This window comes from Mitsuaria sp. MSU3D, from assembly GCF_056867975.1.
Genome location: NZ_CP200314.1, coordinates 1,055,620 through 1,081,427, shown reverse-complemented (window position 1 = coordinate 1,081,427; position 25,808 = coordinate 1,055,620). Strand labels below are relative to the sequence as shown.

The following is a 25,808-nucleotide window of genomic DNA, read 5'->3' as shown; positions in this document are numbered from 1 at the left end:
ATCAGCGCAACGGCGGATCGAACAGATACCCGATGCCGCGCACCGTGCGAATCAGCGGCGAGCTCGGATCGTCGTTCAGTTTCTGTCGCAGCCTCGACACCATCAGGTCCACCGAGCGCTCCAGCGCCGTGACGCCGTCGCCGCGCGCCAGGTGCAGCAGCTCCTGGCGTTGCAGCACGCTGTGCGGACGTTCCAGGAAGGCGCGCAGCAGCTTGTATTCGCTCTGTGACAGCACCACGCAGAAGCCCCCCGGTCCGGACAGTCGACGCGTCATCGGCTCCAGCTTGAAGCGGCCGAACATCAGCACCTCGGCCGCATCGCCCTCGCGGGGTCGCAGCAACGCCTTGATGCGGGCCTGCAGTTCGCGCGGTTCCCCGTCCTTGGGGAGCACCGCGTCCGCGCCGCGCTCCAGGGCGAGGACGCGTTCCAGCGTGCTGTCGTGCTGCAGCAGCACGATCACCGGCATCCGCGAGCGCTGTCTCAATCGGGTCAGCGCGCCCCAGCCGGCCTCGCGGGCGTCGCTGGGATCGATGAGGGCGAGGTCCACCGGCAGCAGCGGCACGCGGTCCAGCAGGGCCGCCTCCGCGCTGTCGGTGACGCGGAAGCCCCAGGCCCGTATCAGGCCGGCGAATCGCAGGCGCGCATGCGGGTCGGGGTCCAGCAGCAGCAGATGGGTGCCGGCGGCAGGATCGGGAAACAGGGCGCTCATGACGATGGGACAAGTGGACACATTGGCGCAAGACTATGCCGCCGCAATCCCGTTTGAACGCCGATCAGGACGGGCCTCACCGCCCTTTTTACCCACGGTTTACCGCACTGAAACACGGCTGCGGACACCGACACGCTTGCCTGAGTGAGGCCTGTCACCGAGCTTGCTGGAAGCTGTCCGGATCGCCGTATTTGCGCCCTTGCGGTGCACGCGTTCCCTCTTCTTCCCCCTCTTCGGCATCGAGGGAGAGGAATGGGGCGAGGCTCGTCGACCGAACCAATTGCTCACAGGGGTGACAGACCCCGTCAGCTACAATGCCCCCATCGCCGCGGCTCAGTCTTGCCGCGGCTTTATCTTTTGAGCTCACGCTCTCCCACGGCAGCCGAAGACTGGCGCCAGCCCTCACCGGGCCGGCGTGCTGCACACAAAGCCCGTTCGGGCACCAACAAAGCAGCTTATGAGTTTTGACGCATTGGGGCTCTCCCAGCCCCTGCTCCGCGCGATCGCCGATGCCGGCTACTCGACCCCCACCCCCATCCAGAGCCAGGCGATCCCCGCCGTCCTGACCGGCGGCGACCTGCTGGCCGGCGCCCAGACCGGTACCGGCAAGACCGCCGGTTTCACGCTTCCCCTGCTGGAGCGCCTGTCCGCCAGCAAGCCCGTCCGTGACGCCAAGGGCCGCGTCGCGATCCGCGCGCTGGTGCTGACGCCGACCCGCGAGCTGGCCGCCCAGGTCGAGGAAAGCGTGCGCACCTACGGCAAGTACCTGCCGCTGACCAGCATGGTCATGTTCGGCGGCGTCGGCATGAATCCGCAGATCAGCCAGCTGCGCAAGGGCGTGGACATCCTGGTGGCGACGCCGGGCCGTCTGCTGGACCACGCACAGCAAGGCACGCTGGACCTGTCCAAGGTCGAGATCCTGGTGCTGGACGAAGCCGACCGCATGCTGGACATGGGCTTCATCCACGACATCAAGAAGGTGCTCGCGCTGCTGCCGGCGAAGAAGCAGAGCCTGCTCTTCTCCGCGACCTTCAGCGATGAGATCAAGGCGCTGGCCGACCGCCTGCTGGACAAGCCGGGCCTGATCGAGGTGGCGCGCCGCAACGCGACGGCCGACACGATCGCGCAGCGCATCCACCCGGTCGACCGCGACAAGAAGAAGGAACTGCTCGCCCATCTGATCACGAAGAACGACTGGCACCAGGTGCTCGTGTTCACGCGGATGAAGCACGGCGCGAACCGTCTGGCCGAGTACCTGGACAAGTCGGGCATCACCGCGATGGCGATCCACGGCAACAAGAGCCAGGGCGCCCGCACGAAGGCGCTGGCCGAGTTCAAGAGCGGCGACCTGAAGGTCCTGGTCGCGACCGACATCGCCGCGCGCGGCATCGACATCGACCAGTTGCCCCACGTCATCAACTACGAGCTGCCGAACGTCGCCGAAGATTACGTGCACCGCATCGGCCGCACCGGCCGCGCGGGCGCGCAGGGCGAGGCCCTGTCGCTGGTGTGCGTCGACGAGGAAGGCTTCCTGCGCGAGATCCAGAAGCTGATCAAGCGCGAGATCCCGCGCGAGGTCGTGCCGGGCTTCGAGCCGGACCCGAACGCCAAGCCCGAACCCATCGTGCTGGGCCGCATGGTGCTGAACGGCGGGCTGGGCAAGTCCTCGGGCTCGCCGCGTCCGGCGGGTGGCGGCGGTGGTGGTGGTGGCCGTCGCGGCGGTGGCGGTGGCGGCGGTGGCCGCTCGCAGGGCCAGGGCGGCCGTCCGCAGGGCGGCGGTCAAGGCCAGGGCCGTCCGGCGCAGGGTGCGCAAGGCGGCGGCCAGAGAGCCGGCGGCCAGCCGCAAGGTCAGCGCCAGGGACAAGGCCAAGGCGGCCAGGGTCAAGGTCAGCGTCAGGCACAAGGTCAAGGCGGTCAGCGCCAAGCTCAGGGCCAAGGTCAAGGCCAGGGTCAGGGCAGCCGTCACGGCAGCCAGGGCAACCGTCCGGCAGGCGCGGCACTGACGCGTCCGAAGTCGAACTCCTGATCCCGGACCTTCCGTGATGCAACGGCGCCCTCACCGGCGCCGTTGTCGTTTCCGCCTCCGTGCCGCCGTGCGAGACCGCATTGGGCATACTCGCGGCCACTCCCCGTCCCCATGAAGACCGCGCCCATCCTTCCGGCCCGCGTCGATTTCTCCGGCGCCATCCCGAACGCGCCCGACTTCGGCGATCTCTACCACGCCCCTTTCGGCGCGTTCGCGCAGGCGCGGCAGGTCTTCCTCGACGGCAACGAGATGCCGGAACGGTGGGCGGGTCGACGGCACTTCGTCGTGCTTGAAACGGGCTTCGGCCTGGGCAACAACTTCCTCGCCACCTGGGCCGCGTGGCGCGAGGACCCGGCGCGTTGCGAGCGGCTGGTCTTCCTCAGCATCGAGAAGCATCCGCTGACGCAGGACGACCTCGAGCGCGCTCATGCGGCGTCGCCAGAGCCTGCGCTGGCGCGCCAGTTGCTCGAGGCCTGGCCGGCACTCACGCCCAACCTGCACACGCTGGACTTCGACGAAGGCCGCGTCCGGCTGATGCTGGCGTTCGGCGACGCGCACGATTGGATGCCGGAGCTGGTGGCGTCGGTGGATGCGTTCTTCCTCGATGGCTTCGCGCCGGCGAAGAACCCCGAACTGTGGGACGACGCCATCTTGAAGCAGGTCGGCCGGCTGGCCGCGCCGGGCGCCACGGCGGCGACCTGGAGCGTCGCCCGCGGCGTGCGCGACGGATTGACGGCGGCGGGCTTCGAGGTCCGGAAGCGACCGGGCACCGGCGGCAAGTGGCAAACGACCGTGGCGCGTTTCGCTCCCCGCCATCGGGCGCCGGTGCCGCCGGGCCGGACGGCCGTCGCGCCGCAGGCCAAGGACGTGCTGATCATCGGCGCCGGGCTGGCGGGCGCCGCCTGCGCGCGCGTGCTGGCGCGGGAAGGCTTGCGAGTCACGGTGCTCGAAGGCGGCGCAACGACCGCGGCGCAGGCCTCCGGCAATCCAGGCGGACTGTTCCACGGCACGCTCCACGCCGAGGACGGTCCGCATGCCCGCTTCAGCCGCGCCGCGGCGCTCGCCACGGAGCGCGAACTGCGCCGCATCGCGCCCGCCCTGCCCTGGCTGCAATGGGGACTGCTGCGCGTCGAGCGCGATCCCCAGGCGCTGGCATCGATGCAGGCGCTGTTGGCGCGCAGCGGGCTCCCCGCCGACTATGCGCAGGCCCTGAGCGCCGAGGAAGCGGGAGCGAAGGCAGGCCTTGCATTGACCCAACCCGCATGGTTCTTCGCAGGGGGAGGCGCGGTGTCGCCGCCGGCGCTCGTGACGGCGTGGCTGGATGAAGCGGCGCGATCCGACGGCTTCCAGTTGCGTTTGAACACGCCGGTCGAACGACTGCATCGTGACGACGCCAGCGGTCGCTGGGCCGCGCTGGACATCGTCGGCGAATCCATCGCGACCGCGGATGCCGTGGTGCTGTGTGGCGGCATCGGAAGCGCTCCGCTGGCCTCCGCATGGACGGCCGGCCCGTCGTGGCCATGGGTGGCGCAGCGCGGGCAATTGAGCCTCATGCCGCAAGACCTGTCCCCGCCGATGCTGGCGATGCCGGTGGCGGGACTGGGCTACGCGCTCACTCTCCCCGACGGCACGCTGTGCTTCGGCGCGAGCACCGATGGCGGCGACATGGACCCCACGCTGCGTGCGTCGGACCACTCACAGAACATGGGTCGGTTGCGTTCGTTGCTACCGTCGGCCGCGCTCCCCGATGACATGCCCCTCGCGGGCCGTGTGGGCTGGCGCAGCCTGGTGCCGGACCGGCTTCCGATCGTGGGCGCGCTGCCGGCCGCCATGCCCGAGCGCCGCGCCGAGCAGGCGCGCTTCTGGCCGCGCCAGCCCGGCTTGATGGTGCTGGGCGCCCTCGCCTCGCGTGGGATCACATGGGCGGCGCTGTGCGCCGAACTCGTCGCCGCGCAGTTGACTGGCGCGCCGTGGCCGGTGGAATCGAGCCTCGCGGACGCGCTCGATCCAGCCCGCTTTGCCGCCAAGGCGCACCGGGCCACGACGTAGAGCGCCTACTCGCGCTGCAGGTCTTGCGCCTTGTCGGCCACCATCGCCAATGCCAGGACATCCCGACCGCGCGGCGAGAGCTGGAGCATCGGCGCCATGGCCGTCACGACGGCCGCCGCAGCCACGATCGACGTCAACGCGACGCCGACGCCCCACTTCAGCAGGTTGGTGAACGCCTGATGCATTTCCGACCGGAGGCTGCCGATCTCGGCACGCACCGTGCCGATCTCCCCGCGGAGCGCGCCCACCTCCTGCTGCAGCTGCTCTCGCGTCGCCAGGGTCGGCAACACCACATCCAAGCGCGTCTTCAGCATCTGCACCTGCAGCGCCAGTTCGGCGTTTCCGCCCATCGCGCTTGCGCGCTGTCCTTCTTCATTGAACTGCATGAACTTCCCCATCGCGACGACGGGCGTCGCCCATCCATGGCCATTACTCTGCCACTGCGAGAGAAGTTGCGGATTCAACTTTCGGGGGAAGCGGCGGGGGATTCGACCTCCCCTTGCGCGGCGTCAACACCTCTCGTCATTTCGGGGGGTCAGGCCTTGACGGCGTCCACCGGCTTGCCGTCGGCGCCCACGCGCACGACGTAGCTCGTCACCTCGCGCGACACCAGCATCGGGATGATCGTGCCGAAGCCCAGCCGCTGGAAATGCTCGGAGGCCCGGTGCTCGTCCAGGCCGCTCGCATCGGTGTACTGCTCGAGGATCACGTAGCGGTCCGGATCCTGCGGCGAGCGGTAGAACGCATACGCCAGGTTCTTGGCCTCGCGGCGCGTGGCCTCGGTCAGTTCGACGAGCAGCGCGCCGACCTGGTCGCCCAGACCCGGCTTGACGTGGTAATGCGCGATCACCTGCAGGAAGCTGCCGCGCTCGGCGGTCGGGAGAGTCGTGTCGGACATGGCGGACATCGGTGCTGGACGGGGTCGTGACGGATGGCGCATTGTCCGGCGACCCACCGTCGAACCATTTAAGTTTCTTCACGTACGCGTCGATATGAAGCGAAGGTGCCGTCAAGGCGTCGCGCGCCCGCATGGGCGCAGACATACGAATCCAAACGGATCCAAGCGGATTCAATATCTCGGGAGACACATTCATGATTCATCTCGTGGCGGGCCGATCGATCGGCCAGCGGCTCGGCGTGGTGCTGGGCCTGGTGCTGCTGATCGCCTTCGTGGGCTCGGGCCTGAGCTACCTGGCCCTGGGCCGCGTGGCCGCCGAGACCGACGTGATGCTCAACCAGGACCTGGCCGCCGAACGTGTCGCGTCCGACTGGTACCGCAACATCACCAATGGTGTGAACCGCACCAGCGCGATCGCGGTCAGCGCGGACCCCAGCCTGGCCCAGTTCTTCGCCGCCACCTCGGCCGAATCGACCAAGCAGTCGGGCGAACTGCAGAAGCAGCTCGACGGCTACATGGTCACGCCCGAGGAACGCAAGATGTTCGAGACGCTCAGCGAGGCCCGCAAGGGTTACCTGAGCACCCGCGACGCAGTGGCCGCCGCCAAGAAGGCCGGTGACGCGGACAAGTCGCGCGAGGTCTTCGACCGCGAATTCCAGCCGGCCGCGGCGAAGTTCCAGGAAGCGATCCAGGCCATCGTGCAGCACAAGCGCAGCTTGCTGGACGACGCCGCCAAGCAGCTCGACGCGACCAACAGCCGGGCGCGGACCGCGCTGCTGGTGTTCTCGCTGGTCGCGCTGGCGCTCGGCGTGTGGTTCGCGGTGACGCTGACGCGTTCGATCACTGGCCCGCTGCGTGGTGCCGCCGAAGTGGCGGACGCCATCGCCCATTTCGACCTGACGCAGCGCGTGCCTCAAGGCGGCCGTGATGAAACGGGCCAACTGCTCGGCTCGCTGGGCGGCATGCAATCGCAATTGCTGAAGCTGATCGGCGACGTGCGCGGCTCGGCCGAGAGCATCGGCACCGCCAGCGCGGAGATCGCCACCGGCAACCACGACCTGAGCGCGCGCACCGAACAGACGGCCTCCAACCTGCAGGAAGTTGCCGCGTCGATGACGCAGCTGACGGGCACGGTGCGCCAGACGGCGGATTCGGCGATGACGGCCAACCAGCTGTCGAGCTCGGCAGCGGAGACGGCGCAACGCGGCGGCTCGGTGATGAGTCAGGTGGTGAGCACCATGGGCGACATCAGCAACAGCTCGCGCCGCATCGCCGACATCATCGGCACCATCGACGGCATTGCGTTCCAGACCAACATCCTCGCGCTGAACGCGGCCGTGGAAGCGGCGCGCGCCGGCGAACAGGGCCGCGGTTTCGCGGTGGTGGCGAGCGAGGTGCGTTCGCTCGCACAGCGCAGCGCCGAGGCGGCCAAGGAGATCAAGACGCTGATCGGCGCCAGCGTCGAGCGCGTCGAGTCGGGCTCGCGCCTGGTGGAAGACGCCGGCGGCGCGATGACCGAGATCGTGGCCAGCGTGCAGCGCGTGGCCGACATCATCGGCGAGATCAGCGCCGCGTCGCGTGAGCAGAGCGACGGCATCAACCAGGTCAACGCGGCCATCGGCCAGCTGGACCAGATGACGCAACAGAACGCGGCGTTGGTCGAGGAATCGGCGGCGGCGGCCGAGAGCCTCAAGGAGCAGTCGCAACGGCTGGCCACCGCGATCTCGGTGTTCCGGCTGCGCTGAGCGCTCGGGGAGCAGAAGAAGATCGGGGCCCCGCGGGGCCCCGACGTCATTTCCTCCGGCGTTCGCTCAGAACGTCATCGTCTTCACGCCCTGCGCCGTCCCGAGCAGGCACACGCCCGCCTTGTTGCGGGCGAAGACGCCGACGGTGACCACGCCGGGCCACTGGGTGACCTCGGCCTCGAACGCGGCCGGGTCCGTGATCTTCAGGCCCTTGACGTCCAGGATCTGGCAGCTGTTGTCCGTCACGCAGTCCTTGCGCAGCACCGGTTCCGCGCCCATCGCCCGGAAACGGCGCGCGATCTGCGCGGCGGCCATCGGGATCACCTCGACCGGCAGCGGGAAGCCGCCCAGCACGTCGACCAGCTTGCTCTCGTCGGCGATGCAGACGAAGGTCTTCGCCAGATCGGCCACGATCTTCTCGCGCGTCAGCGCCGCACCGCCGCCCTTGACCATGTGCCCCTGGCGGTCGATCTCGTCGGCGCCGTCGATGTAGACCTGCAGCGACTCGACCTCCGACGCGTCCAGCACCGGGATGCCCAGCGCCTTCATCCGCTCGGTGCTGCGCACCGAGCTCGACACCGCGCCCGAGATGCGGATCGCGCTGGCGGCCAGCGCGTCGATGAACTTGTCCACCGTCGATCCGGTGCCCACGCCCACCACCGTGTCAGGCGTCACGTACTGCAATGCGGCCTGGCCGACCAGGGTCTTCAATTCGTCTTGGGTCATGGCGAAGGGATCGAGCGAAGGCTCGTCGTTGATGGCGGGAGAGGAAAGGCGGGATTATCTCCGCCGCTCACGCCGGCGACGACCTCAGTCCGTACACCTTCCCGCCGACGAACAGGTACTCCGCCCGCAGCACCGCCTCGCCCTGCTCGCCCCGGGCGGCGAAGCCGATCACCGACACGTCGGTGCCGGGCCTGATCTCCTCGACCTTCCAGGCCTCCAGCCGCGTCAGCGGCGCGAGTTCGACCTCCCAGCGCCGGTCGCGCCGCGTCGGCACCTGCGTCTTCGCGAGCAGCGCCTGGCCATCGACGGCGGTCGTCTGCTTGGGCAGCGTCCGCTGCTTCAGGTCCGCCGGCAACACCAGCCGCTCCGGCACCTCGAGGTCCAGTTCCGCATGCGGGTTGCGCCAGGCGACCTTGAGCGCCTTGCCTTCGAGATACAACGGGCGATCCTGGTCGAAGCCGCTCCACCCGTGATGGGCGCGGACGGTGGCGGGCATTAGGGGCGCGGCCGCGAGCGCGGCCAGCAACAGACGACGTTCCATCGAAGCCTCCTTGAAAGACGCGCCGGCGGGTGGGAAGTCAGACGAACGCGATCCAGCGCCCGCAGATGATGACAGCGACCCAAATCCCCAACGACAGCAGGCATTGCCAGCGCCCGAGCCGGTCCTGCGCGCGGACGCCGCCGCGCCAGTGGAACCACGCGGCGTTCAGGCCCGCCAGCGCGATCAGCGCGACCTTGATCCGCAACGCCGGATTGACCCACAGCTCCTGGGGCTGGATCGCGAACATCGCCGCGCCGGACACCGCGCACAGCGCGAAGCCCGCCAAGGCCGCGGGAATCGCCAGCCGGGCCAGCGACGACGGATCCAGCTCGCGCCGCAGACCCAGCGTCCTTAGCTCGAAGACCAGCAGCCCACCGAACAGCGCGCCCAGCCCGATCAGGTGCACGACCGAGAACGCTGGGTAAGCCCACGGATGGGCCACCAGCGTCGTCATCGTGCGCCACATGCGCTCAGGCCACGCGACGCTCGCGACGCTCTCGACGTTCACGCACCGCGGCCGCCAGCGAGCGCATCAGCGGCTCGGTCTGGCTCCAACCCAGGCAGGCGTCGGTGATCGACACGCCCGGCAGCAGGTCGGCCTTGGTCTGGCCGGCCAGCAGGTCCTGGCGACCTGGCTGCAGGTGGGACTCGACCATCACGCCGGTGATGCGCGCATCGCCGCCGGCGATCTGCGCGCCGACATCGTGGCCGACGTCGATCTGGCGCTCGTACTTCTTCGACGAGTTCGCGTGAGAGAAGTCGATCATCAACTGCTCGCGCAGCCCCGCGGCCTTCAGCACCTCGGCCGCCGCCTGTACCGACGCCGCGTCGTAGTTCGGCGCCTTGCCGCCGCGCAGGATCAGGTGGCAGTCGTCGTTGCCGCGGGTCTCGAAGATCGCGGCCAGGCCCATCTTCGTCATGCCCATGAAGGCGTGGCTCGCGCGCGCCGCCAGCACCGCGTCGGCGGCGATCTTCACCGAGCCGTCCGTGCCGTTCTTGAAACCCACCGGGCAGGACAGGCCCGACGCCAGCTGGCGGTGGCTCTGGCTCTCGGTGGTGCGCGCGCCGATCGCGCCCCAGGCGATCAGGTCCGAGATGTACTGCGGCGACAGCAGGTCCAGGAACTCGGTGCCCGCGGGCAGGCCCAGCGCCGTCACGTCCAGCAGCAGCTGGCGCGCCAGCCGCAGGCCTTCGTTCATGTGGAAGCTGCCGTCCAGGTGCGGGTCGTTGATGTAGCCCTTCCACCCCACCGTCGTGCGCGGCTTCTCGAAGTACACGCGCATCACGATCAGCAGATCCTGCTCGAGCTCGCCGCGCAGGTCCTTCAGCAGCCGGGCGTAGTCCATCGCCTGGCCATGGTCGTGGATGGAGCACGGCCCGACGATGCACAGCAGCCGGTCGTCGCGGCCGTGCAGCACGTCGCTGATCTCGCGGCGCGCGGTCTCGACGACCTTCAGCGAGGCCTCCGGCAGCGGCAGCTCGTCGAGCAGCAGCGCCGGCGAGATCAGCGGGCGGACCGCATCGATGCGGGTGTCGTCGGTGCGGGTGTCGTCGCGGGTGGAATCGGCGGAACCGATCTCGCGATCGTGCTGCGGGTGGTCGAGGTGCTTCATGGCGGCGGCGCTGCGCCCTCTCGGGCGTCGATACGCGAAATTGAACCGCCGATTATCCGCCCGCCCGAGACATCGAGGCCAGTCCCACCGAGGCCGCCGACACGACGAAGCCCGCCAGGGCCAGCGCGCCGAAGTGCTCGCCGAGCAGCCCCATGCCCATCAGCGCCGACACGCCGGGGATCAGGTAGAAGAGCTTGGCCACCGCGCCGGCCTGGCCGCGCCGGATCATCACGAACATCAGGCTGAACGCGCCGATCGAGTTCACCAGCCCCAGCCACAGCGTCGAGCCGATCAATTCCGGACTCCAGTCCGGCATCCCGGGTTCGCGCCACCAGGCCAGCGCCAGTACGGTGAGCGCGGAGACCGTCATCTGGATGCCGCTGCCGGTGCGCAGGTCCATGCCGGCGCAGAAGCGCTTCTGGTACAGCGTGCCGGCGACCAGGCCGGCCAGCCCGAGCAGCCCCGCGCCGTAGGCCATCCACGCCCCACCGCCCAGCGGCCGGTCGACGATCACCAGCGCCACGCCAGCCGCGCCGCCGAGCATGCCCAGCCACTGGCCGGCGCTCATCCGTTCGGCCAGCCACAGGTGGGCGCCCATCGCGGTGGCCAGCGGCATCATCCCGATCAGCAGCGCGGCCACGCCGGTCGGCAGACCCCACGCGATCGCGCAGTAGACGCCGGAGAAATGCAGCACCTGCATCAGCAGGCCGACGACGCCGAGGTGGATCCAGGCCCGCGCCGTCTTCGGCCACGGTGCGCGCGTCGCGACCGACACGGCCAGCAGCACCACCGCCGCCAGCCCGAAGCGCAGCGCCAGCAGCGTGAACGGTCCCGCGTGCGGCAGCGCCAGCTTGCCGGCGACGTAACCCGTGCTCCACAGCAGGATGAACAGCGCCGGCAGGCTCAGCGCCACCAGGGCGCCGAGACGGGCGGGTCGCGTGCCGCCACCCAGCCGTGGAAGCCGGCGCGACGCCGGGGGCGACTGCGATGAATGCGGCGTGGCAGTGGTGAGGGTTGAGGTCGTCATGGCGAACTCCCAGGTGAACGTCGATGAGACGAACTCTAGAAATGGAATCCCCTGGACACAATCCATCAGCGATTCGTTTTAGAGTTTCCAAATCGAGAACAATCAAGGGACCGTCATGGGCCGCCTGGAAGACCTGCAAGCCTTTGCCCGCGTCGTGGACGCACGCAGCTTTTCGGGCGCGGCCAAGCTGCTGGGCGCGACCAAGTCCGCCGTCAGCAAGCAGGTCGCGCGGCTGGAACAGCAGCTCGGCACGCGGCTGCTGCACCGGACCACCCGCAGCATCAGCCCCACCGCCGAGGGGCGCAGCGTCTACGAGCGTGCCCAGCGCCTGATCGAGGAGGCGCAGGCGCTCGATGCGGAACTCGCCGGCCAGCGCGAACAGCCGCGCGGCGTGCTGCGGCTGAGCACCTCGACCGCCTTCGGCAACCTGCAATTCACCGCGCTGATGGCGGAGTTCTGCGCGCTGCACCCGCAGCTGCAGATCGTGCTCGGCCTCAACGACCGCTATGTCGACCTGGCCGAGGAAGGCTTCGACGTCGTGATGCGACTGACGGGGCGTCCGAGTCCCGGGCTTGTCGCGCGCAAGCTGGCCGACATCCGTTTCGTGCTGTGTGCGTCGCCGGACTACCTCGCCAGGCATGGCACGCCGACGGCGGTCGCGGACCTGGCCGGCCACCGCTGCCTGCGCTTCGGCTACCTGCACGCGCCGGAGCGCTGGCGCTTCCGCCATGCCGCCGAGGGGGAGTCGGAGGTCGAGATCTCCGGGGCTCTGCGCTTCGAGAGCGGCCTCACGGCCAACAGCAGCGAGTCGCTGCGGGTGGCGGCGCTGGCCGGCATGGGCCTGGCGGTGCTGCCCACCTACGCGATCGGTCGCGACCTGCGCGAGGGCCGCCTGACCGCCCTGCTCCCGGACTGGACGCCGCTGGGCGGTCCGGCCGAGGCCAACGTGCTCTACGCGGTCTACCTGCCGAGCCGCTTTCCGAGTCCGAAGGTGCGCGCGCTGATCGATTTCTGTGTCGAACGGTTCGGCGACGTGGCGCCATGGGATCGCGCGGAACCCACCTGACACCAGCGCCGGCGGGCCCGCGGCGGGAGCCGCCCCGAAGGCTCCGCCAGGCCCCGGCCCGAACGGGCCAGGGGGAGTCCCCCATCACCGTTCGCACGCCAGGAGTAGGCGCGGCCAGGGTCGCGCGAAGGGCGATGAGACAATCCGCCCCCATCATGACTCTCATCCCCTACGGCTTCGCCCGTCCCTTCCTGTTCGGTCTGGATCCCGAACACGCGCACGAACTGACCCTGGGCAGCATCGCCCGTCTGCAGAACACCCCCGCCCAATGCGCCTGGGCGCAGACGCGGGTGTCCGATCCGGTGACCGTCGCCGGACTGCGCTTCCCCAACCGCATCGGCCTGGCCGCCGGCCTCGACAAGAACGGGCGCTGCATCGACGGCCTCGGCGCGATGGGCTTCGGCTTCATCGAGGTCGGCACCGTCACGCCCAAGGCGCAGCCCGGCAACGACAAGCCGCGCATGTTCCGTCTGCCGGCCAAGCAGGCGCTGATCAACCGCCTGGGCTTCAACAACGAGGGGCTGGACGCGTTCATCGCCAACGTCAAGCGCTCGCACAGCTTCCGTCACCATGGCGGGCTGCTCGGCCTGAACATCGGCAAGAACGCCGCGACGCCGATCGAGCGTGCCGTCGACGACTACCTGATCGGTCTGGAGGGCGTGTTCCCGCATGCCGACTACATCACCGTCAACATCTCCAGCCCCAACACCAAGAACCTGCGCCAGTTGCAGAGCGACGAGGCGCTGGATGCGCTGCTCGGTCCGCTGCAGGCGCGTCGGCTGGCGCTGCAGGACGAGAGCGGGCGGCAAGTCCCGCTGTTCGTGAAGATCGCGCCGGACCTCGACGAGGAGCAGGTCGCCGTCATCGCCGCTAGCCTGAAGCGCCACGGCATCGACGGCGTCATCGCGACCAACACGACCATCTCGCGCGAGGCCGTGCAGGGCCTGCCGCACGCGAACGAGACCGGCGGCCTGTCCGGCGCGCCGGTCTTCGAGGCCAGCAACCGGGTGATCCGCCTGCTGCGCGCGGCGCTGGGCAGCGGCTATCCGATCATCGGCGTCGGCGGCGTTCTCGGCGGCGAGGATGCGCGGGCCAAGCTGCAGGCCGGCGCGGATCTGGTCCAGCTCTATACCGGCCTGATCTACAAGGGCCCGGCGCTGGTGCCCGAGTGCGCGAAGGCGATGGCGCGGCTCTGACCCCGCACTCGTCGATCCACGTCCCACCTGCCAGACAAAGCGCTCCCGAGGGAGCGCTTTTTCGTTGGCGCATCCAGCAAAGACCTGCTGGTGAGAGCTAGAACTTCATTCGGTTGGGCCATTGCCGAGACGATAATGCCTCGCATTCACATCTCCCCGATGCCTGCCCGCTCATGATTGATGCCGCTACCCGCCCCGCTCGAGGCACTGGCCGACGACCTCCGCTCGCCCTTCTCTCCCGCATCGGCGCGGCGATCCTCGGCGGCTACGCGTTCTGCTGGGGCTTCATCGCGATCGCGCACAGCGGGCTCTATGCGCTGGGCATGCCCTTCCACGACGCCGAGCACCTGAGCGCGATCCTGGGCGTGCTGCTCTTCCTGGTGGTGTTCCTCTGGACCTTCGCGGCACGCCGCGTCGGCCTGTGCTGGGCGGTGCTGCTGGCCGGCGGCGGCGTCATGACCGGGGCAGCCGCGCTGATCCAGCGCGCGCTGCTCGCCTGACGCGAAAGGATCGGACCGTGTTCCAGAATTTCCGGCTGTCGATGGCCTGGCTGCACACCTGGTTCGGCCTGGTGCTGGGCTTCGTGCTGATGGTGGTGTTCTTCTTCGGCGCGCTGTCTGTCTTCGACCGCGAGATCGACCGCTGGGCGATCCCGTCCTCGCGCTTCGAGCCGCAGCCGATGCCGTCCTTCGACCAGATCCTCAAGCCCGCCTTCGAGAAGATGCAGCCGGCCAAGGAGACCGTCGCGCTGCTCGAAGGCCGCGTCAACGGACCGCTGCCCGGGCGCTTCGACGTCGTCAGCAGCTGGGGCGCGTACACGACCCACCGCGATCCGGTGGTGTCGGTGTTTGCCGGCTTCAAGGTCCCGAACGCGAAGGATCCGGACGAGACCGTCTTCGCGGTCCATGCGCTCGATCCGCGCAATGGCGCTGTGCTGCCGCAGGGTCAGCTGCGCATCGGCAGCGAGTTCTTCTATCCGCTGCACTACAGCCTGCACGTCACGTGGAAGGACCTGGGCTACTGGATCGTCGGCTTCTCGGCGCTGATGATGCTGGCGGCGCTGGTCAGCGGCGTGGTGATGCACCGCAAGATCTTCCGCGAGTTCTTCACCTTCCGTCGCAACAAGACCGTGCAGCGCAGCGCGCTGGACCTGCACAACCTCACCGGCGTCGTGGCGCTGCCCTTCCATTTCTTCTTCGCGTTCACGGGGCTGGTGATCTTCGCGGGCATCTATTTCCCGGTCGCCCACACACAGCTGCATGACCTGCACGACCTCCATGAACGCGTGGAGGCACAGGAGACCGGCCTGCCGCACGAGCGCGCCGGCACCGCGGCGCCGCTGGCCTCGGTGGACGCGATGGTGGCCGAGGCGCAGCGTCGCTGGGCGGCCAAGGGCATGGCAGGCGACGTGGGCTTCGTCAACGTGCAGCACGTCGGCGATGCCAACGCCTATGTGAGCGTGTATCGCGCCGGCACCGACCGCGTCGCGCTGACCGGCGAAGGCATCCACTTCAAGGGGACCACCGGCGAGCTGCTGCGCGAGGATCCGCCGCGCACCGCCGTCGACAGCGTCAACGAGTTCCTCACCGGGCTGCACCTGCAGCACTTCCGGCATTGGCTGCTGCGCTGGCTCTACGTGCTGGGCGGCCTGCTGGGCTGCGTGTGCATCGCGACGGGTTTCCTGTTCTTCGTGGAGAAGCGCAAGCAGCAGCACGCGAAGGCCGGCGGACAGGGCAGCCGCATCGTCGACGCGCTGGCGGTGACGACTGTCACCGGCATGCTGGTCGCGACGATGGCCATGCTGATCGCCAACCGCCTGCTGCCGGAGTCGCTCGCCGACAAGGGCGCGTGGGAGCGCAACGTGTTCTGGAGCACCTGGGCGCTGACGATGGCGCATGCCTTCCTCCGCGGCGGCGCGGTCGCGCAGGCGCGCATGAATCCGGCCTGGCGCGAGCAATGCTGGGCGATCGCCTTGGGCGCGGCGTCGGCGGTCATCGCGAATGCGGTCACGACGGGCGACCACCTCGGCAAGACACTGTCGGCCGGCTACTGGCCGGTGGCCGGCGCGGACCTGAGCCTGATCGCGATGGCCGCCATCGCCCTGTTCGCCGCCAGCAAGCTGGCGCAAAGGGCCAGGCGTTCAGCGTCGCCGGAGCCTGCCTCGCCGTCCGCCCTCAAGACCGCGGGAGTCCGTCATGGCTGAGCCCGTTGTGCTGTTGAGCGCTGCCGCCGTGAACGCCGTGCTGGGCTTCGGCTGGCTGGCGTTGGCGATGGACACCCACTGGGAGCAGGTCCACGGCGAAGCCGCGCCGACGGCGGCCACCGTCCGGAATCTCCGCGCGGCCGGCGTGCTCGCACTGGCGCTGTCGCTCGGCCTGTGCCTGCAGGCGGATCACCCGTCGATGGCCGCGCTGGTCTGGCTGATGCTGCTGGCGGGCTCGGCAGCGGCCATCGCGGCCACGCTGTCGTGGCGCCCGCGATGGCTGAAGGCGCTGTGGCCGCGTTGAGCGGCTGAAAGACAAACGGCCGCGTGAGCGGCCGAATGAAGAACGGCCGCGTGGGCGGCCGAATGAAGAACGGCCGCTCACGCGGCCGTCGAGGCAGTGGCCGCAACCCGCGGCCCGGATGCCGATCAGTCCTGGCGACGACGACGCGCCGCGAAGCCGATGCCGGCGATACCGGCCAGCATCAGCGCGTAGGTCGCGGGCTCCGGCACGGCAGCCGCCGCGGCGACGTTGACCGTCGTCGACAGCACCGCGATGCCACCGAAGCCGGCACCGCCCAGCGTGCCGCTGGCGAGGAGCTGATAGGTACCGGCGGCCAGGTTGGCGTAATGGAAGCCAGCCGCGCTCGCATCCAGGTCGGTCAGCCCGTTCAGGCCCGCGAAGCTGAAGCTCACCGACTGCAGCGGCACCGTGAAGCCGTTGCCGAAGCTGATGGTGGTCGCGGCCAGCACCGAGCCGGTGACGTCCGAGGCCTGCGTCAGGGTGAAGGATCCGAGGACCACGTCCGAAAAGCTGTTGCCGCTCGGGGTCACCGTCGGCGTGACAAACACCGGATCCAGGGTCGCGGCGCCCGCGGCGCCACCGATCAGCGCGGCGCCCAGCGCCAGCACGAGAGACTTCAATTTCATGGCTGCCGATCCCGTCAGTCGAGTTGATTCGTGACGGAGTTTGCACTGCAGCATGGGTTCGCGTCCTGCACAAACCGGCGACTTTTGTTGCGGTGCGTCACTGGCGTGTCACATCCGCAGGGGACAAGGGCCAGGTTTTGTCCCCTTCCCTTGTCCCATGTGTGCCCACTTCAGGCACGCCGCCGATCGAACAGGCGATGGGCGGTGACCGGGGAGAAGATCCCTCAGCTTTACCCTGCCGTGATGCGCATCGGCTTCTGCATCACGTCGCAGGGCTTGCCCTTCTTGGCTCGTTTGCCGGCGTAGCCGGCGAGCGCCACGCCCTTCAGCGGCTCTTCCCGGGCCTTGCCGCCGCGGATCGTGCCGCTGACCAGCAGATGGGTCGTGAACGCGGCCACGCTGACCAGCGCATCCTTCGCGTCCAGGTCGATCAGTGTCAGGCCGCGACCGCCCTTGGGCTGGTGCTTGAGCTCGTCCATCGCGAAGGTCAGCAGGCGACCGGTCATCGACAGGCAGGCGACCTGCACGCCGGCGACCTCCCCGGCCGGCACCACCGACGGCGGCAGCGGGCGCTCCTCGCCTTCCAGGCTCAGGAAGCTCTTGCCCGCCTTCTGGCGGCCGACCAGGTCGCCGACCTCGGCCACCAGGCCGAAGCCGCCCGTCCCCGCGAGCAGCAGCTTCTGCGTCGCCGCGCCGGCGAAATAGTGCGCGATCTGGGTGCCCGACTCCAGCTCGATCAGCGTGGTGATCGGCTGGCCGTCGCCGCGGCCGCCCGGCAGCGCCGAGACCGGCACCGAGTAGGCCCGGCCGTTGGTGCCCAGCACCACCAGCGGATCGACGCTGCGGCACGGGAACACGCCGTACAGCGAGTCACCGGACTTGAACGCCAGCGCCGCAGGATCCACCTCGTGGCCCTTGAGCGCGCGCACCCAGCCCTTCAGGCTGACGACCACCGTCACGGGCTCGTCGACGATGCGCACCTCGGCGACCGCGCGCTTGTCTTCCTTGATCTCGGTGCGGCGGTCGTCGCCGTACTGCTTGGCGTCGGCCTCGATCTCCTTGACCACCGTGCGGCGCAGCACCGACGGGTTGGACAGGATCTCCTCGAGCTTGCCGGCCTCCTCGCGCAGGTTCTTCAGCTCCTGCTCGATCTTGATGAACTCCAGTCGCGCCAACTGGCGCAGGCGGATTTCCAGGATGTCCTCGGCCTGGCGCTCGCTGAGCTTGAAGCGCTCGATCAGCGCCGGTTTCGGTTCGTCCGAGTGGCGGATGAGCGCGATGACCTCGTCGATGTGCAGCAGGATCTCGTGGCGGCCTTCCAGGATGTGGATGCGGTCGCGGACCTTGTCCAGGCGATGCTGCGTGCGCCGCGTCACCGTGTTCAGGCGGAAGCCGATCCACTCGGTCAGGATCTTGCGCAGCGTCTTCTGCGTCGGTCGGCCGTCATCGCCGACCATCGTCAGGTTCAGCGGCGCCGTCGTCTCCAGGCTGGTCTGCGCGAGCAGCGTGTTGATGAAGTCCTGCTGGTCGACCGTGCGGCTCTTGGGCTCGAAGACCAGGCGCACCGGCGCGTCCTTGTTGGACTCGTCGCGGGCCTTGTCCAGCACCGCCAGCATCGCGCCCTTGAGCTGCAGCTGCTCCGGCGTCACCGTCTTCTTGCCGGTCTTGACCTTGGGGTTGGTCAGCTCCTCGATCTCCTCGAGCACCTTGGCCGTGCTGACGCCTTGCGGCAGCTCGGTCACGACCAGTTGCCACTGGCCGCGGGCGAGGTCCTCGATCTTCCAGCGCGCGCGCACCTTCAGGCTGCCGCGGCCGGTGCTGTAGGCCGCGCGGATCTCGTCCGCCGAGCTGATCAACTGGCCGCCGCCCGGATAGTCCGGTCCCTTGATCACGCCGAAGAGGTCATCGTCGCTGGCATCCGGCCGCTTGAGCAGCAGCACCGCCGCCTCGGCGACCTCGCGCAGGTTGTGGCTCGGGATCTCCGTGGCCATGCCTACCGCGATGCCCGAGGCGCCGTTCAGCAGCACGAACGGCAGCCGCGCCGGCAGTTCGCGGGGCTCGCTCTCGGACCCGTCGTAGTTGGGCTGGAAGTCGACCGTGCCCTGGTCCAGCTCGTCCAGCAGCAGGCGCGAGTAGGCGGACAGGCGCGCTTCCGTGTACCGCATCGCGGCGGCGTTGTCGCCGTCCCGGCTGCCGAAGTTGCCCTGGCCGTCGACCAGCGGATAACGCTGGCTGAAGTCCTGCGCCATGCGCACCATCGCGTCGTACGCGGCCTGGTCGCCGTGCGGGTGGTACTTGCCGAGCACCTCGCCGACCACGCGCGCGCTCTTGACCGCCTTGGCGCCGGTCGTCCCGGTGAAGCCCAGGCCGAGCCGCTCCATCGTGAACAGGATGCGGCGCTGGACCGGCTTCTGGCCGTCGCTGTAGGACGGCAAGGCCCGGCCCTTCACCACCGACAGCGCGTATTCCAGGTAGGCCTGCTGCGCGTACTGCGCCAGCGTCAGCGCGTCGCCCGACGGGGACTGACCGCCCGGGCCGCCGGCGCCGTTGGGGTTCTCGAAATCAAAGGTCTCTTGGGTCATCTCTCTCATGCCGGCCTGCGCCGGTCGTTCGAATCTGCTTGCGAATGTCTGGAAAAACGTTCTTGCGAATATTCTTGCGAGTGTTCTTGCGAATGTCTTTGGGAAGGTACTTGGGAACGTTCCCGGGAATCTGTTGCTCAGGAATCCTTCGGCGTCCGCCGGTCGCCACGACCGCTCATTCGAGCGGCGCCGCGACCATCGTCAATTGCCTGGCCCGGCTGCCGAGGCTGCGCTGCAGCAGCGCCCAGTAGAGCTCCATCACGAGGTGGACGTGCGCCTGCGTCTCGTCGATGTCGGGCATGTGGCCGCCTGCGCGACGCACCGCGCCTTCGCCGGCGTTCCAGGCCGCCAGCGCCGCGTCCAGGCGGCCGAAGCGCCGTGTCAGGTCCGCCAGCATCCGCGCGCCGATCAGCACGTTGGTGCGCGGATCCTGGAGGTAGCCGGTGCGCCGCAACTCTTCCGGCGTGGCGTAGCGTTGCGCCGTGACCGCGGTGATCTGCATCAGACCGGTCGCGCCGCGCGGCGACACCGCGTCGGGCTTGAAGCCGGACTCGACCGCGATGATCGCCTTGAGCAACTCCGCGTCGATGCCGGTCGCGGCCGCGGCCTCGCGCAGATACGGCTGCACGGCCTTGACCTCGGGCGCGATGTCCAGCCAGGTCAGCATGCGCTGGCCGTGGTCGGTCTTGCCCGGCACGCGCCGGATGCCGCTCAGCGGCGACATCACCGGCTGGAAGCGGCTGTCCACCTGCACCGGCGCGAAATGCGCGATGCCGTCGGCATCCACGTAACCCCACAGCTCCGCATGCGCCGGCGACATCTTGGCCGCGAAGGCCACGGCGATGCTCAGCGCCAGCCGCTTGCGCAGCCCGCGTCCGCGCGGCGTGGGGCGGCCATGGCTCATGGCGCCTCCAGGCCCTGCGCGGCGCGCGCCTCGTACTCGCGCTGGAGCAGCGACATCACGATCAGGTCGTCGTAGCCCTCGCCCATGACGCCTTCAGCATCGGCCAACGGCTCGGCCCGCACGCATTCGCGCAGCCGGCCTTCCTCGACATAGCCCTCGCTGAGGTACAGCGATTGCGCCCGCGTGTTGCGGCCCTTCACGTCCAGCCAGAAGCGGTGCGCCCCCAGCTGCGTGAATGCCATCTTCTTGAGCAGCCGCACGCAGAGGCGCCCGACGCCCTGCCCCTTCGGGCCGAGCACGATGCGCTTGAGCTCCACCGAGCGGTTGGGGTTGCGGCAGCCCTGCAGGATCACGAAACCCGCGCGTTCGGCATCGAGCTCCACGATGAAATGCCGCGCGTCCGGGAACCGGACGGCGCCCTCGTGCTGCGTGCGTTCCCACGGCGTGATGAAGGGCCGGTTGCCCGCGTCCTGCTCCACGCCGACGACGAAGTCCAGGTCGGACAGCATCGTGGGTCGAAGCGTGACGCGGTGTTCCAGCATGGCGCGGTCCGGGATTCAGACGTCGACTTCGATGGAGTCGCCGTGCAGCTCCATCAGCTCGCGCCGCGCGGCCGCTTCACCCTTGCCCATCAGCTTGTTGATGGCGCCTTCGGTGTCGCCGAAGTCCAGCTCGCCGTACTGCACCTGCAGCAGGCGGCGCGTCTCGGGGTTCAGCGTCGTGTCCCAGAGCTGTTCGGCGTTCATCTCGCCCAGGCCCTTGAAGCGGCTGATGCTCCAGCTGCCTTCGCGCGCGCCCTCCTTGCGCAGCTTGTCGAGGATCGCGGTCTGCTCGCCCTCGTCCAGCGCGTAGAGCTTGGCCGCGGGCTTCTTGCCGCGCGCCGGCGCATCCACGCGGAACAGCGGCGGCCGCGCCACGTAGACATGGCCGGTGGCGATCAGCTTGGGGAAGTGGCGGAAGAACAGCGTCAGCAGCAGCACCTGGATGTGGGCGCCGTCGACGTCCGCGTCCGAGAGGATGCAGATCTTCCCGTAGCGCAGGCCGGACAGGTCCGGCTCGTCGTTCTTGCCGTGCGGATCGACGCCGATGGCCACCGAGATGTCGTGGATCTCGTTGTTGGCGAACAGCCGGTCGCGCTCGACCTCCCAGGCGTTGAGCACCTTGCCGCGCAGCGGCAGGATGGCCTGCGTCTCCTTGTCGCGGCCCAGCTTGGCGGAACCGCCGGCGGAGTCGCCCTCGACCAGGAACAGCTCGTTGTGCAGCAGGTCGGTGCTCTCGCAGTCGGTCAGCTTGCCGGGCAGCACGGCCACGCCGGAGCTCTTGCGCTTCTCGACCTTCTGCGCCGCGCGCTGGCGCGTCTGCGCCTGCTTGATGACGAGCTCGGCCAGCTTCTTGCCGTGCTCGACGTGCTGGTTGAGCCACAGCTCCAGCGCCGGCTTCACGAAGGCCGACACCAGCCGCAGCGCGTCGCGCGAGTTCAGCCGTTCCTTGGTCTGGCCCTGGAACTGCGGATCCAGCACCTTGGCCGACAGCACGAAGCTGGCGCGCGAGAACACGTCTTCCGCCATCAGCTTCACGCCCTTCGGTGCGAGGGCGTGCATCTCGATGAAGCCCTTGATCGCGCCGAACAGGCCGTCCTTCAGCCCGGACTCGTGCGTGCCGCCGGCCACCGTCGGGATCAGGTTCACATAGCTCTCGCGCATGACCTGCCCCTCCTCGGTGAAGGCCACGCACCAGCTCGCGCCCTCGCCCTCGGCGAAGTTCTCGCTCTCGGAGGCCGTCGCGAACTGCTCGCCCTCGAACAGCGGGATCAGCGGATCCGCCGGCAGCGCCTGCATCAGGTAGTCGCGCAGGCCGCCCTTGTAGGTCCAGGTCTGCGTCTCGCCGGTCTTCTCCTGCGTCAGCGTCACCGTGACGCCGGGCATCAGCACGGCCTTGGAGCGCAGCAGGTGCACCAGCTCGCCCTTGGGCAGGTCGGCGCTCTCGAAGTACTTGCCGTCGGGCCAGACGCGCACCGTCGTGCCCTGCTTGCGGTCGCCGGTCTTGAGCTCGGCCTTGCGCGTGGCGACCGGCTCGATGACGTCGCCGCCGGAGAAGGCCAGCGTCGCGACCTGACCCTCGCGATAGACCGTCACCTGCAGCCGCTTGGCCAGCGCGTTGGTCACCGAGACGCCCACGCCGTGCAGGCCGCCGGAGAAGCTGTAGGCGCCGCCCGAGCCCTTGTCGAACTTGCCGCCGGCGTGCAGTCGTGTGAAGACGATCTCCACGACCGGCACGCCTTCCTCGGGGTGCAGGCCGTAGGGAATGCCGCGGCCGTCGTCCTCGATGGTGATCGAGCCGTCGGTGTGCTGGATGACGGCGATGCGCTTGCCGTGACCGGCCAGCGCCTCGTCGGCCGCGTTGTCGATCACCTCCTGGATGATGTGCAGGGGGTTGTCGGTGCGGGTGTACATGCCCGGGCGCTGCTTGACGGGCTCGAGTCCCTTGAGGACGCGGATCGAGCCTTCGCCGTAGCTGCCAGGAGCGCTGCCGGTGGGAGTGACTGCTTTGGTTGCCATGGGGCGGGATTCTATGCAGCGTCGGCGACGCTTCCGGACGCCTGCGGGCACGGGTCGTTCCCATGGGGGTTTCCACCCCCACGAGACGGCCTTCGCGCGCATGCCGCACGCCACACGCGCTCCCGCACGTCCCGTTACCGCTGGAGCCCCGACGGCATGGGAGCGCTGACGTAGCATCCGCCGCTTGTCCGCACGCCCCCGCCCGACTGGTCCGATGTCGCTCCTGCCCCGTTCCTCGCGCCCGCTGCTGGCGCCCCTGGCCCCCCTCGCCCTGGTGTTGGCCGCCCTCCTCGGGGCGGGACCGGCCCGGGCCGACAACTACAAGGCCAGCCCGGAGATGGCGATGGAGCTGCGCCACGCCCGCTGGTTCGACGGCGAGAAGCTGCAGAGCGGCACGCTCTACGTCGAGGACGGCCGTTTCGTCGAGAAGCGGCCCCGCAAGGTCAACCGCCTGCTGGAGCTGCGCGGCCAGACGCTGGTGGCGCCGCTCGCCGACGCGCACAACCACAACCTGCAGAGCGCCTGGGGCCTGGACAAGTTCGGTCAGGATTACTTGCGCGACGGCGTGTTCTACGCGGCGATGCTGTGCGCCGACCCGGCCGCGATCGAGCCGATCCGCGCCCGCATCTCGCAGCCGGAAGCGCCGGACGTGCTGTTCGCCACCGCCTGCATCACCTCGTCGGACGGCCAGCCGCTGGCGATGCTGCAGTCGGGCACGCCGCCGATGGCGCTGGACCAGATCGTCGACAAGGCGGTGCTGGTCATGGACACGCCCGAGCAGGTCGGCCAGAAGTGGCCGCTGATCGCCGGCCGCCACAGCGACCTGGTCAAGGTCATCATGAGCTACCACGACCGCCCCGAGCTGCGCCAGGTGCCCGAGCAACGCGGCCGCCTGGGCGTGACGCCCGAGGTCGTGGCGGAGGTGGTCCGCCGCGCGCATGCGGAGCAGCGGCGCGTCGTGGTCCACATCGAGAGCGCTGCCGATTTCGCCGCCGCCGTGCGCGCCGGCGCCGATTTCATCGCCGAGTTGCCGGGCTACTTTCCGCAGCATGGCGAGGATCCCGAAACCCATCTGATTGCGCCCGACGTCGCCGCCCTGGCCGCGGAGAAGAAGATCGGCATCATCACCGCGACCGTGGCGACGCGGCTGTTCCAGCCGGCGCCGGAGCTGCTCGCGCGCATCGAGGCCGTGCAGAAGCAGAACCTGGAGCGGCTCAGGACGGCCGGTGCCCAGTTGCTCGTGGGTTCGGACCTTTTCACCGGCAACGCGCTGAGCGAGCTCCACCACCTCGAGCAACTGGGCGTGCTGGACAAGCCGGCGCTGTTGCGACTGGCCACGGTGGACACGCCGAAGGCCCTGTTCCCGCAACGCAAGCTCGGCTGCTTCCAGCCCGGCTGCGAAGCCAGCTTCCTGGTGCTGATCGGCAACCCGCTCGAGGACCTCGACGCGCTGGACAAACCGCTGCTGCGCATCAAGCAGGGCCGCGTGCTGACGCAGCTGGAGGACGTCGCCGCGACGGCGGGCGAAGAGAACAACGCGCTGAACTCCGCCGCCGGCGCGCAGAAGAAGTCCTCCGGCAAGAAGTCCGGCGCGAAGTCCACGAAGAAATCGTCCAACTCGAAGGCCAAGCCCGCGGGCAAGTCCACCAAGGGCACGAAGACGAGCGCCCGCGACGCCTCGACCCCACGCGCCTGAACGCCGCGGGCGCGCCGATCGATCGCCCTTCGGAGGGAGCGCGGCCGCCCCGCGTCATCCAGGCGTCAGCGGAACGCGCATGAAGCCATTACATTGACCGGATGAGCGCGATGCCGATCCCCCCTTCCTCCTCCCGCACCCTGTCGATGCGGCAGGTGCTGATCTGCGGCACCGCGATCGTCACGCTGTCGATGGGCATCCGCCACGGCTTCGGCCTGTGGCTGACGCCGGTCACGATGGACCGCGGCTGGACCCGCGAGGCCTTCTCCCTCGCGCTGGCCGTGCAGAACATCGCCTGGGGCGCCGCCGGCCCCTTCGCCGGCATGCTGGCCGACCGCTTCGGCGCGCTGCGCGTGCTGATCGCCGGCGCCCTGCTCTACGCGGCGGGGCTGGCGCTGATGGCCGTGTCGTCGTCGACCGCCGGTTTCCTGGGCAGCGCCGGGGTGCTGATCGGGCTGGCCCAGTCGGGCACCACCTACGCGGTCATCTACGGCGTCATCAGCCGCAACGTCTCCGCGGAGAAGCGCTCCTGGGCCATGGGCGTGGCGGCGGCGGCGGGCTCCTTCGGGCAGTTCCTGATGGTGCCGGTCGAGAACTGGCTGATCGGCTACACCGGCTGGCAGAACGCGCTGTTCGTGCTGGCGATCGCCGCCTGCCTGATCATCCCGCTGGCCTTCGGCCTGCGCGAGCCGGCGCGCGACGCCGTCCACGGCGCGCACCACCAGAGCATCGGCCAGGCGCTGCGCGAAGCCTTCGGCTACCGCAGCTTCCAGCTGCTGATGCTGGGCTACTTCGTCTGCGGCTTCCAGGTCGTGTTCATCGGCGTGCACATGCCCAGCTACCTGAAGGACCACGGCCTCACGCCCCAGGTCGCCACCAACGCGCTGGCGCTGATCGGCCTGTTCAACGTCTTCGGCACCTACGCTGCCGGCACGCTGGGCCAGAAGCTGCCCAAACGCTACCTGCTGTCGGGCATCTACCTGCTGCGCTCGATCGCGATCATCGTCTTCCTGTCCGTGCCGCTGACGCCCGCGAGCGTCTACGTCTTCGCCGCGGTGATGGGCGTGCTCTGGCTGTCCACCGTGCCGCCCACCAACGCGATCGTGGCGCAGATCTTCGGCGTGCAGCACATGTCGATGCTGGGCGGCTTCGTGTTCTTCAGCCACCAGATCGGCAGCTTCCTGGGCGTGTGGCTGGGCGGCAAGCTCTACGACGCGACGGGGTCCTACGACGTCGTCTGGTACCTGGCCATCGCGCTGGGCGTGATGGCGATGCTGGCCAACCTGCCGGTGCGCGAGACCGCGATCACGCGGCACGCCGCGCCGGCGGGAGCCTGACG

At 69.3% G+C, this 25,808-nt stretch carries 23 protein-coding genes; 10 read left to right on the top strand and 13 right to left on the bottom strand.

All coding sequences use genetic code 11. From position 1 onward, the window contains the following. Nucleotide 1 precedes the first annotated feature (1 nt). Entirely contained in the window at nt 2–709 is a 708-nt protein-coding gene (locus AC1VNM_RS04890; protein WP_483106072.1) for a winged helix-turn-helix domain-containing protein, read from the bottom strand. Nucleotides 710–1,166: 457 nt separating this feature from the next. Here AC1VNM_RS04890 and AC1VNM_RS04885 point away from each other — a divergent pair, with 457 nt between their 5' ends. Together AC1VNM_RS04885 and mnmC are read left to right on the top strand one after the other, a co-directional pair. Beyond that, nucleotides 1,167–2,735, top strand: a complete 1,569-nt coding sequence (locus AC1VNM_RS04885; RefSeq protein ID WP_377155511.1) for a DEAD/DEAH box helicase — start codon at nt 1,167–1,169, stop codon at nt 2,733–2,735. Between the two features lie 111 nt (nt 2,736–2,846). Continuing rightward, on the top strand, nt 2,847–4,784 hold the full coding sequence (gene mnmC, locus AC1VNM_RS04880; protein WP_483106071.1) for a bifunctional tRNA (5-methylaminomethyl-2-thiouridine)(34)-methyltransferase MnmC2/FAD-dependent 5-carboxymethylaminomethyl-2-thiouridine(34) oxidoreductase MnmC1: 1,938 nt from the start codon (nt 2,847–2,849) through the stop codon (nt 4,782–4,784). Nucleotides 4,785–4,789: 5 nt separating this feature from the next. Here mnmC and AC1VNM_RS04875 read toward each other — a convergent pair whose 3' ends face one another. Then, entirely contained in the window at nt 4,790–5,170 is a 381-nt protein-coding gene (locus AC1VNM_RS04875) for a hypothetical protein (RefSeq protein ID WP_483106070.1), read from the bottom strand. A gap of 149 nt (nt 5,171–5,319) precedes the next feature. Next, nucleotides 5,320–5,682 (bottom strand): putative quinol monooxygenase, encoded by a 363-nt coding sequence (locus AC1VNM_RS04870; protein ID WP_483106069.1) that lies wholly within the window; start codon nt 5,680–5,682, stop codon nt 5,320–5,322. 194 nt (nt 5,683–5,876) lie between these two features. Here AC1VNM_RS04870 and AC1VNM_RS04865 point away from each other — a divergent pair, with 194 nt between their 5' ends. Then, nucleotides 5,877–7,427 (top strand): methyl-accepting chemotaxis protein, encoded by a 1,551-nt coding sequence (locus tag AC1VNM_RS04865; protein ID WP_483106068.1) that lies wholly within the window; start codon nt 5,877–5,879, stop codon nt 7,425–7,427. Nucleotides 7,428–7,493: 66 nt separating this feature from the next. Here the strand turns inward: AC1VNM_RS04865 and rpiA are convergent, their stop codons facing one another. From rpiA to AC1VNM_RS04840, 5 genes are all read right to left on the bottom strand, one after another. Continuing rightward, nucleotides 7,494–8,153, bottom strand: a complete 660-nt coding sequence (gene rpiA, locus AC1VNM_RS04860) for a ribose-5-phosphate isomerase RpiA (RefSeq protein WP_377155518.1) — start codon at nt 8,151–8,153, stop codon at nt 7,494–7,496. A gap of 67 nt (nt 8,154–8,220) precedes the next feature. Then, complete coding sequence (locus AC1VNM_RS04855; RefSeq protein WP_483106067.1) at nt 8,221–8,694, bottom strand: DUF6152 family protein; 474 nt, start codon at nt 8,692–8,694, stop codon at nt 8,221–8,223. A 37-nt stretch (nt 8,695–8,731) separates the two neighbouring features. Continuing rightward, the gene (locus tag AC1VNM_RS04850; RefSeq protein ID WP_377155520.1) at nt 8,732–9,160 is read right to left on the bottom strand and encodes a hypothetical protein; all 429 of its coding nucleotides are present in this window, start codon (nt 9,158–9,160) and stop codon (nt 8,732–8,734) included. Between the two features lie 4 nt (nt 9,161–9,164). Further along, the gene (locus AC1VNM_RS04845) at nt 9,165–10,307 is read right to left on the bottom strand and encodes a 3-deoxy-7-phosphoheptulonate synthase (protein ID WP_377155521.1); all 1,143 of its coding nucleotides are present in this window, start codon (nt 10,305–10,307) and stop codon (nt 9,165–9,167) included. A 52-nt stretch (nt 10,308–10,359) separates the two neighbouring features. Continuing rightward, a complete protein-coding gene (locus AC1VNM_RS04840; protein ID WP_483106066.1) occupies nt 10,360–11,334 on the bottom strand; it encodes a DMT family transporter in 975 nt (324 codons plus the stop codon). A gap of 115 nt (nt 11,335–11,449) precedes the next feature. Here AC1VNM_RS04840 and AC1VNM_RS04835 point away from each other — a divergent pair, with 115 nt between their 5' ends. The 5 genes from AC1VNM_RS04835 (at nt 11,450) to AC1VNM_RS04815 (ending at nt 16,103) form a co-directional block, all read left to right on the top strand. Then, nucleotides 11,450–12,400: a LysR family transcriptional regulator gene (locus AC1VNM_RS04835; protein ID WP_483106065.1), complete on the top strand. Its 951-nt coding sequence runs from the start codon at nt 11,450–11,452 to the stop codon at nt 12,398–12,400. 155 nt (nt 12,401–12,555) lie between these two features. Then, nucleotides 12,556–13,596 carry a quinone-dependent dihydroorotate dehydrogenase gene (locus AC1VNM_RS04830; RefSeq protein ID WP_483106064.1) on the top strand — a complete coding sequence of 347 codons (1,041 nt, stop codon included), beginning with the start codon at nt 12,556–12,558 and terminating at the stop codon, nt 13,594–13,596. Between the two features lie 173 nt (nt 13,597–13,769). Next, nucleotides 13,770–14,096, top strand: a complete 327-nt coding sequence (locus AC1VNM_RS04825; protein ID WP_377155526.1) for an iron uptake protein — start codon at nt 13,770–13,772, stop codon at nt 14,094–14,096. Nucleotides 14,097–14,113: 17 nt separating this feature from the next. Further along, complete coding sequence (locus AC1VNM_RS04820) at nt 14,114–15,799, top strand: PepSY-associated TM helix domain-containing protein (RefSeq protein WP_483106063.1); 1,686 nt, start codon at nt 14,114–14,116, stop codon at nt 15,797–15,799. Beyond that, nucleotides 15,792–16,103 (top strand): DUF3325 domain-containing protein, encoded by a 312-nt coding sequence (locus AC1VNM_RS04815; RefSeq protein ID WP_377155528.1) that lies wholly within the window; start codon nt 15,792–15,794, stop codon nt 16,101–16,103. Before AC1VNM_RS04820 ends, AC1VNM_RS04815 begins: the two co-directional genes overlap by 8 nt. Nucleotides 16,104–16,228: 125 nt before the next feature. Here the strand turns inward: AC1VNM_RS04815 and AC1VNM_RS04810 are convergent, their stop codons facing one another. The 5 genes from AC1VNM_RS04810 to AC1VNM_RS04790 all read right to left on the bottom strand — a co-directional run bounded on the left by AC1VNM_RS04810 (nt 16,229) and on the right by AC1VNM_RS04790 (nt 22,773). Beyond that, nucleotides 16,229–16,729: an FxDxF family PEP-CTERM protein gene (locus tag AC1VNM_RS04810; protein WP_377155529.1), complete on the bottom strand. Its 501-nt coding sequence runs from the start codon at nt 16,727–16,729 to the stop codon at nt 16,229–16,231. A gap of 230 nt (nt 16,730–16,959) precedes the next feature. Continuing rightward, on the bottom strand, nt 16,960–19,320 hold the full coding sequence (gene parC / locus AC1VNM_RS04805) for a DNA topoisomerase IV subunit A (RefSeq protein ID WP_483106062.1): 2,361 nt from the start codon (nt 19,318–19,320) through the stop codon (nt 16,960–16,962). A 166-nt stretch (nt 19,321–19,486) separates the two neighbouring features. Continuing rightward, nucleotides 19,487–20,215, bottom strand: a complete 729-nt coding sequence (locus AC1VNM_RS04800) for a lytic transglycosylase domain-containing protein (RefSeq protein ID WP_483106061.1) — start codon at nt 20,213–20,215, stop codon at nt 19,487–19,489. After that, the gene (locus AC1VNM_RS04795; protein WP_431103104.1) at nt 20,212–20,757 is read right to left on the bottom strand and encodes a GNAT family N-acetyltransferase; all 546 of its coding nucleotides are present in this window, start codon (nt 20,755–20,757) and stop codon (nt 20,212–20,214) included. The genes AC1VNM_RS04800 and AC1VNM_RS04795 overlap by 4 nt, the downstream gene beginning before the upstream one ends. Nucleotides 20,758–20,772: 15 nt before the next feature. Continuing rightward, entirely contained in the window at nt 20,773–22,773 is a 2,001-nt protein-coding gene (locus tag AC1VNM_RS04790) for a DNA topoisomerase IV subunit B (protein WP_483106060.1), read from the bottom strand. Between the two features lie 214 nt (nt 22,774–22,987). Between AC1VNM_RS04790 and AC1VNM_RS04785 the strand changes: the two genes are divergently transcribed. Further along, nucleotides 22,988–24,469 (top strand): amidohydrolase family protein, encoded by a 1,482-nt coding sequence (locus AC1VNM_RS04785; RefSeq protein WP_483106059.1) that lies wholly within the window; start codon nt 22,988–22,990, stop codon nt 24,467–24,469. Nucleotides 24,470–24,570: 101 nt separating this feature from the next. Then, complete coding sequence (locus tag AC1VNM_RS04780) at nt 24,571–25,806, top strand: MFS transporter (RefSeq protein WP_483106058.1); 1,236 nt, start codon at nt 24,571–24,573, stop codon at nt 25,804–25,806. Nucleotides 25,807–25,808 lie beyond the last annotated feature (2 nt).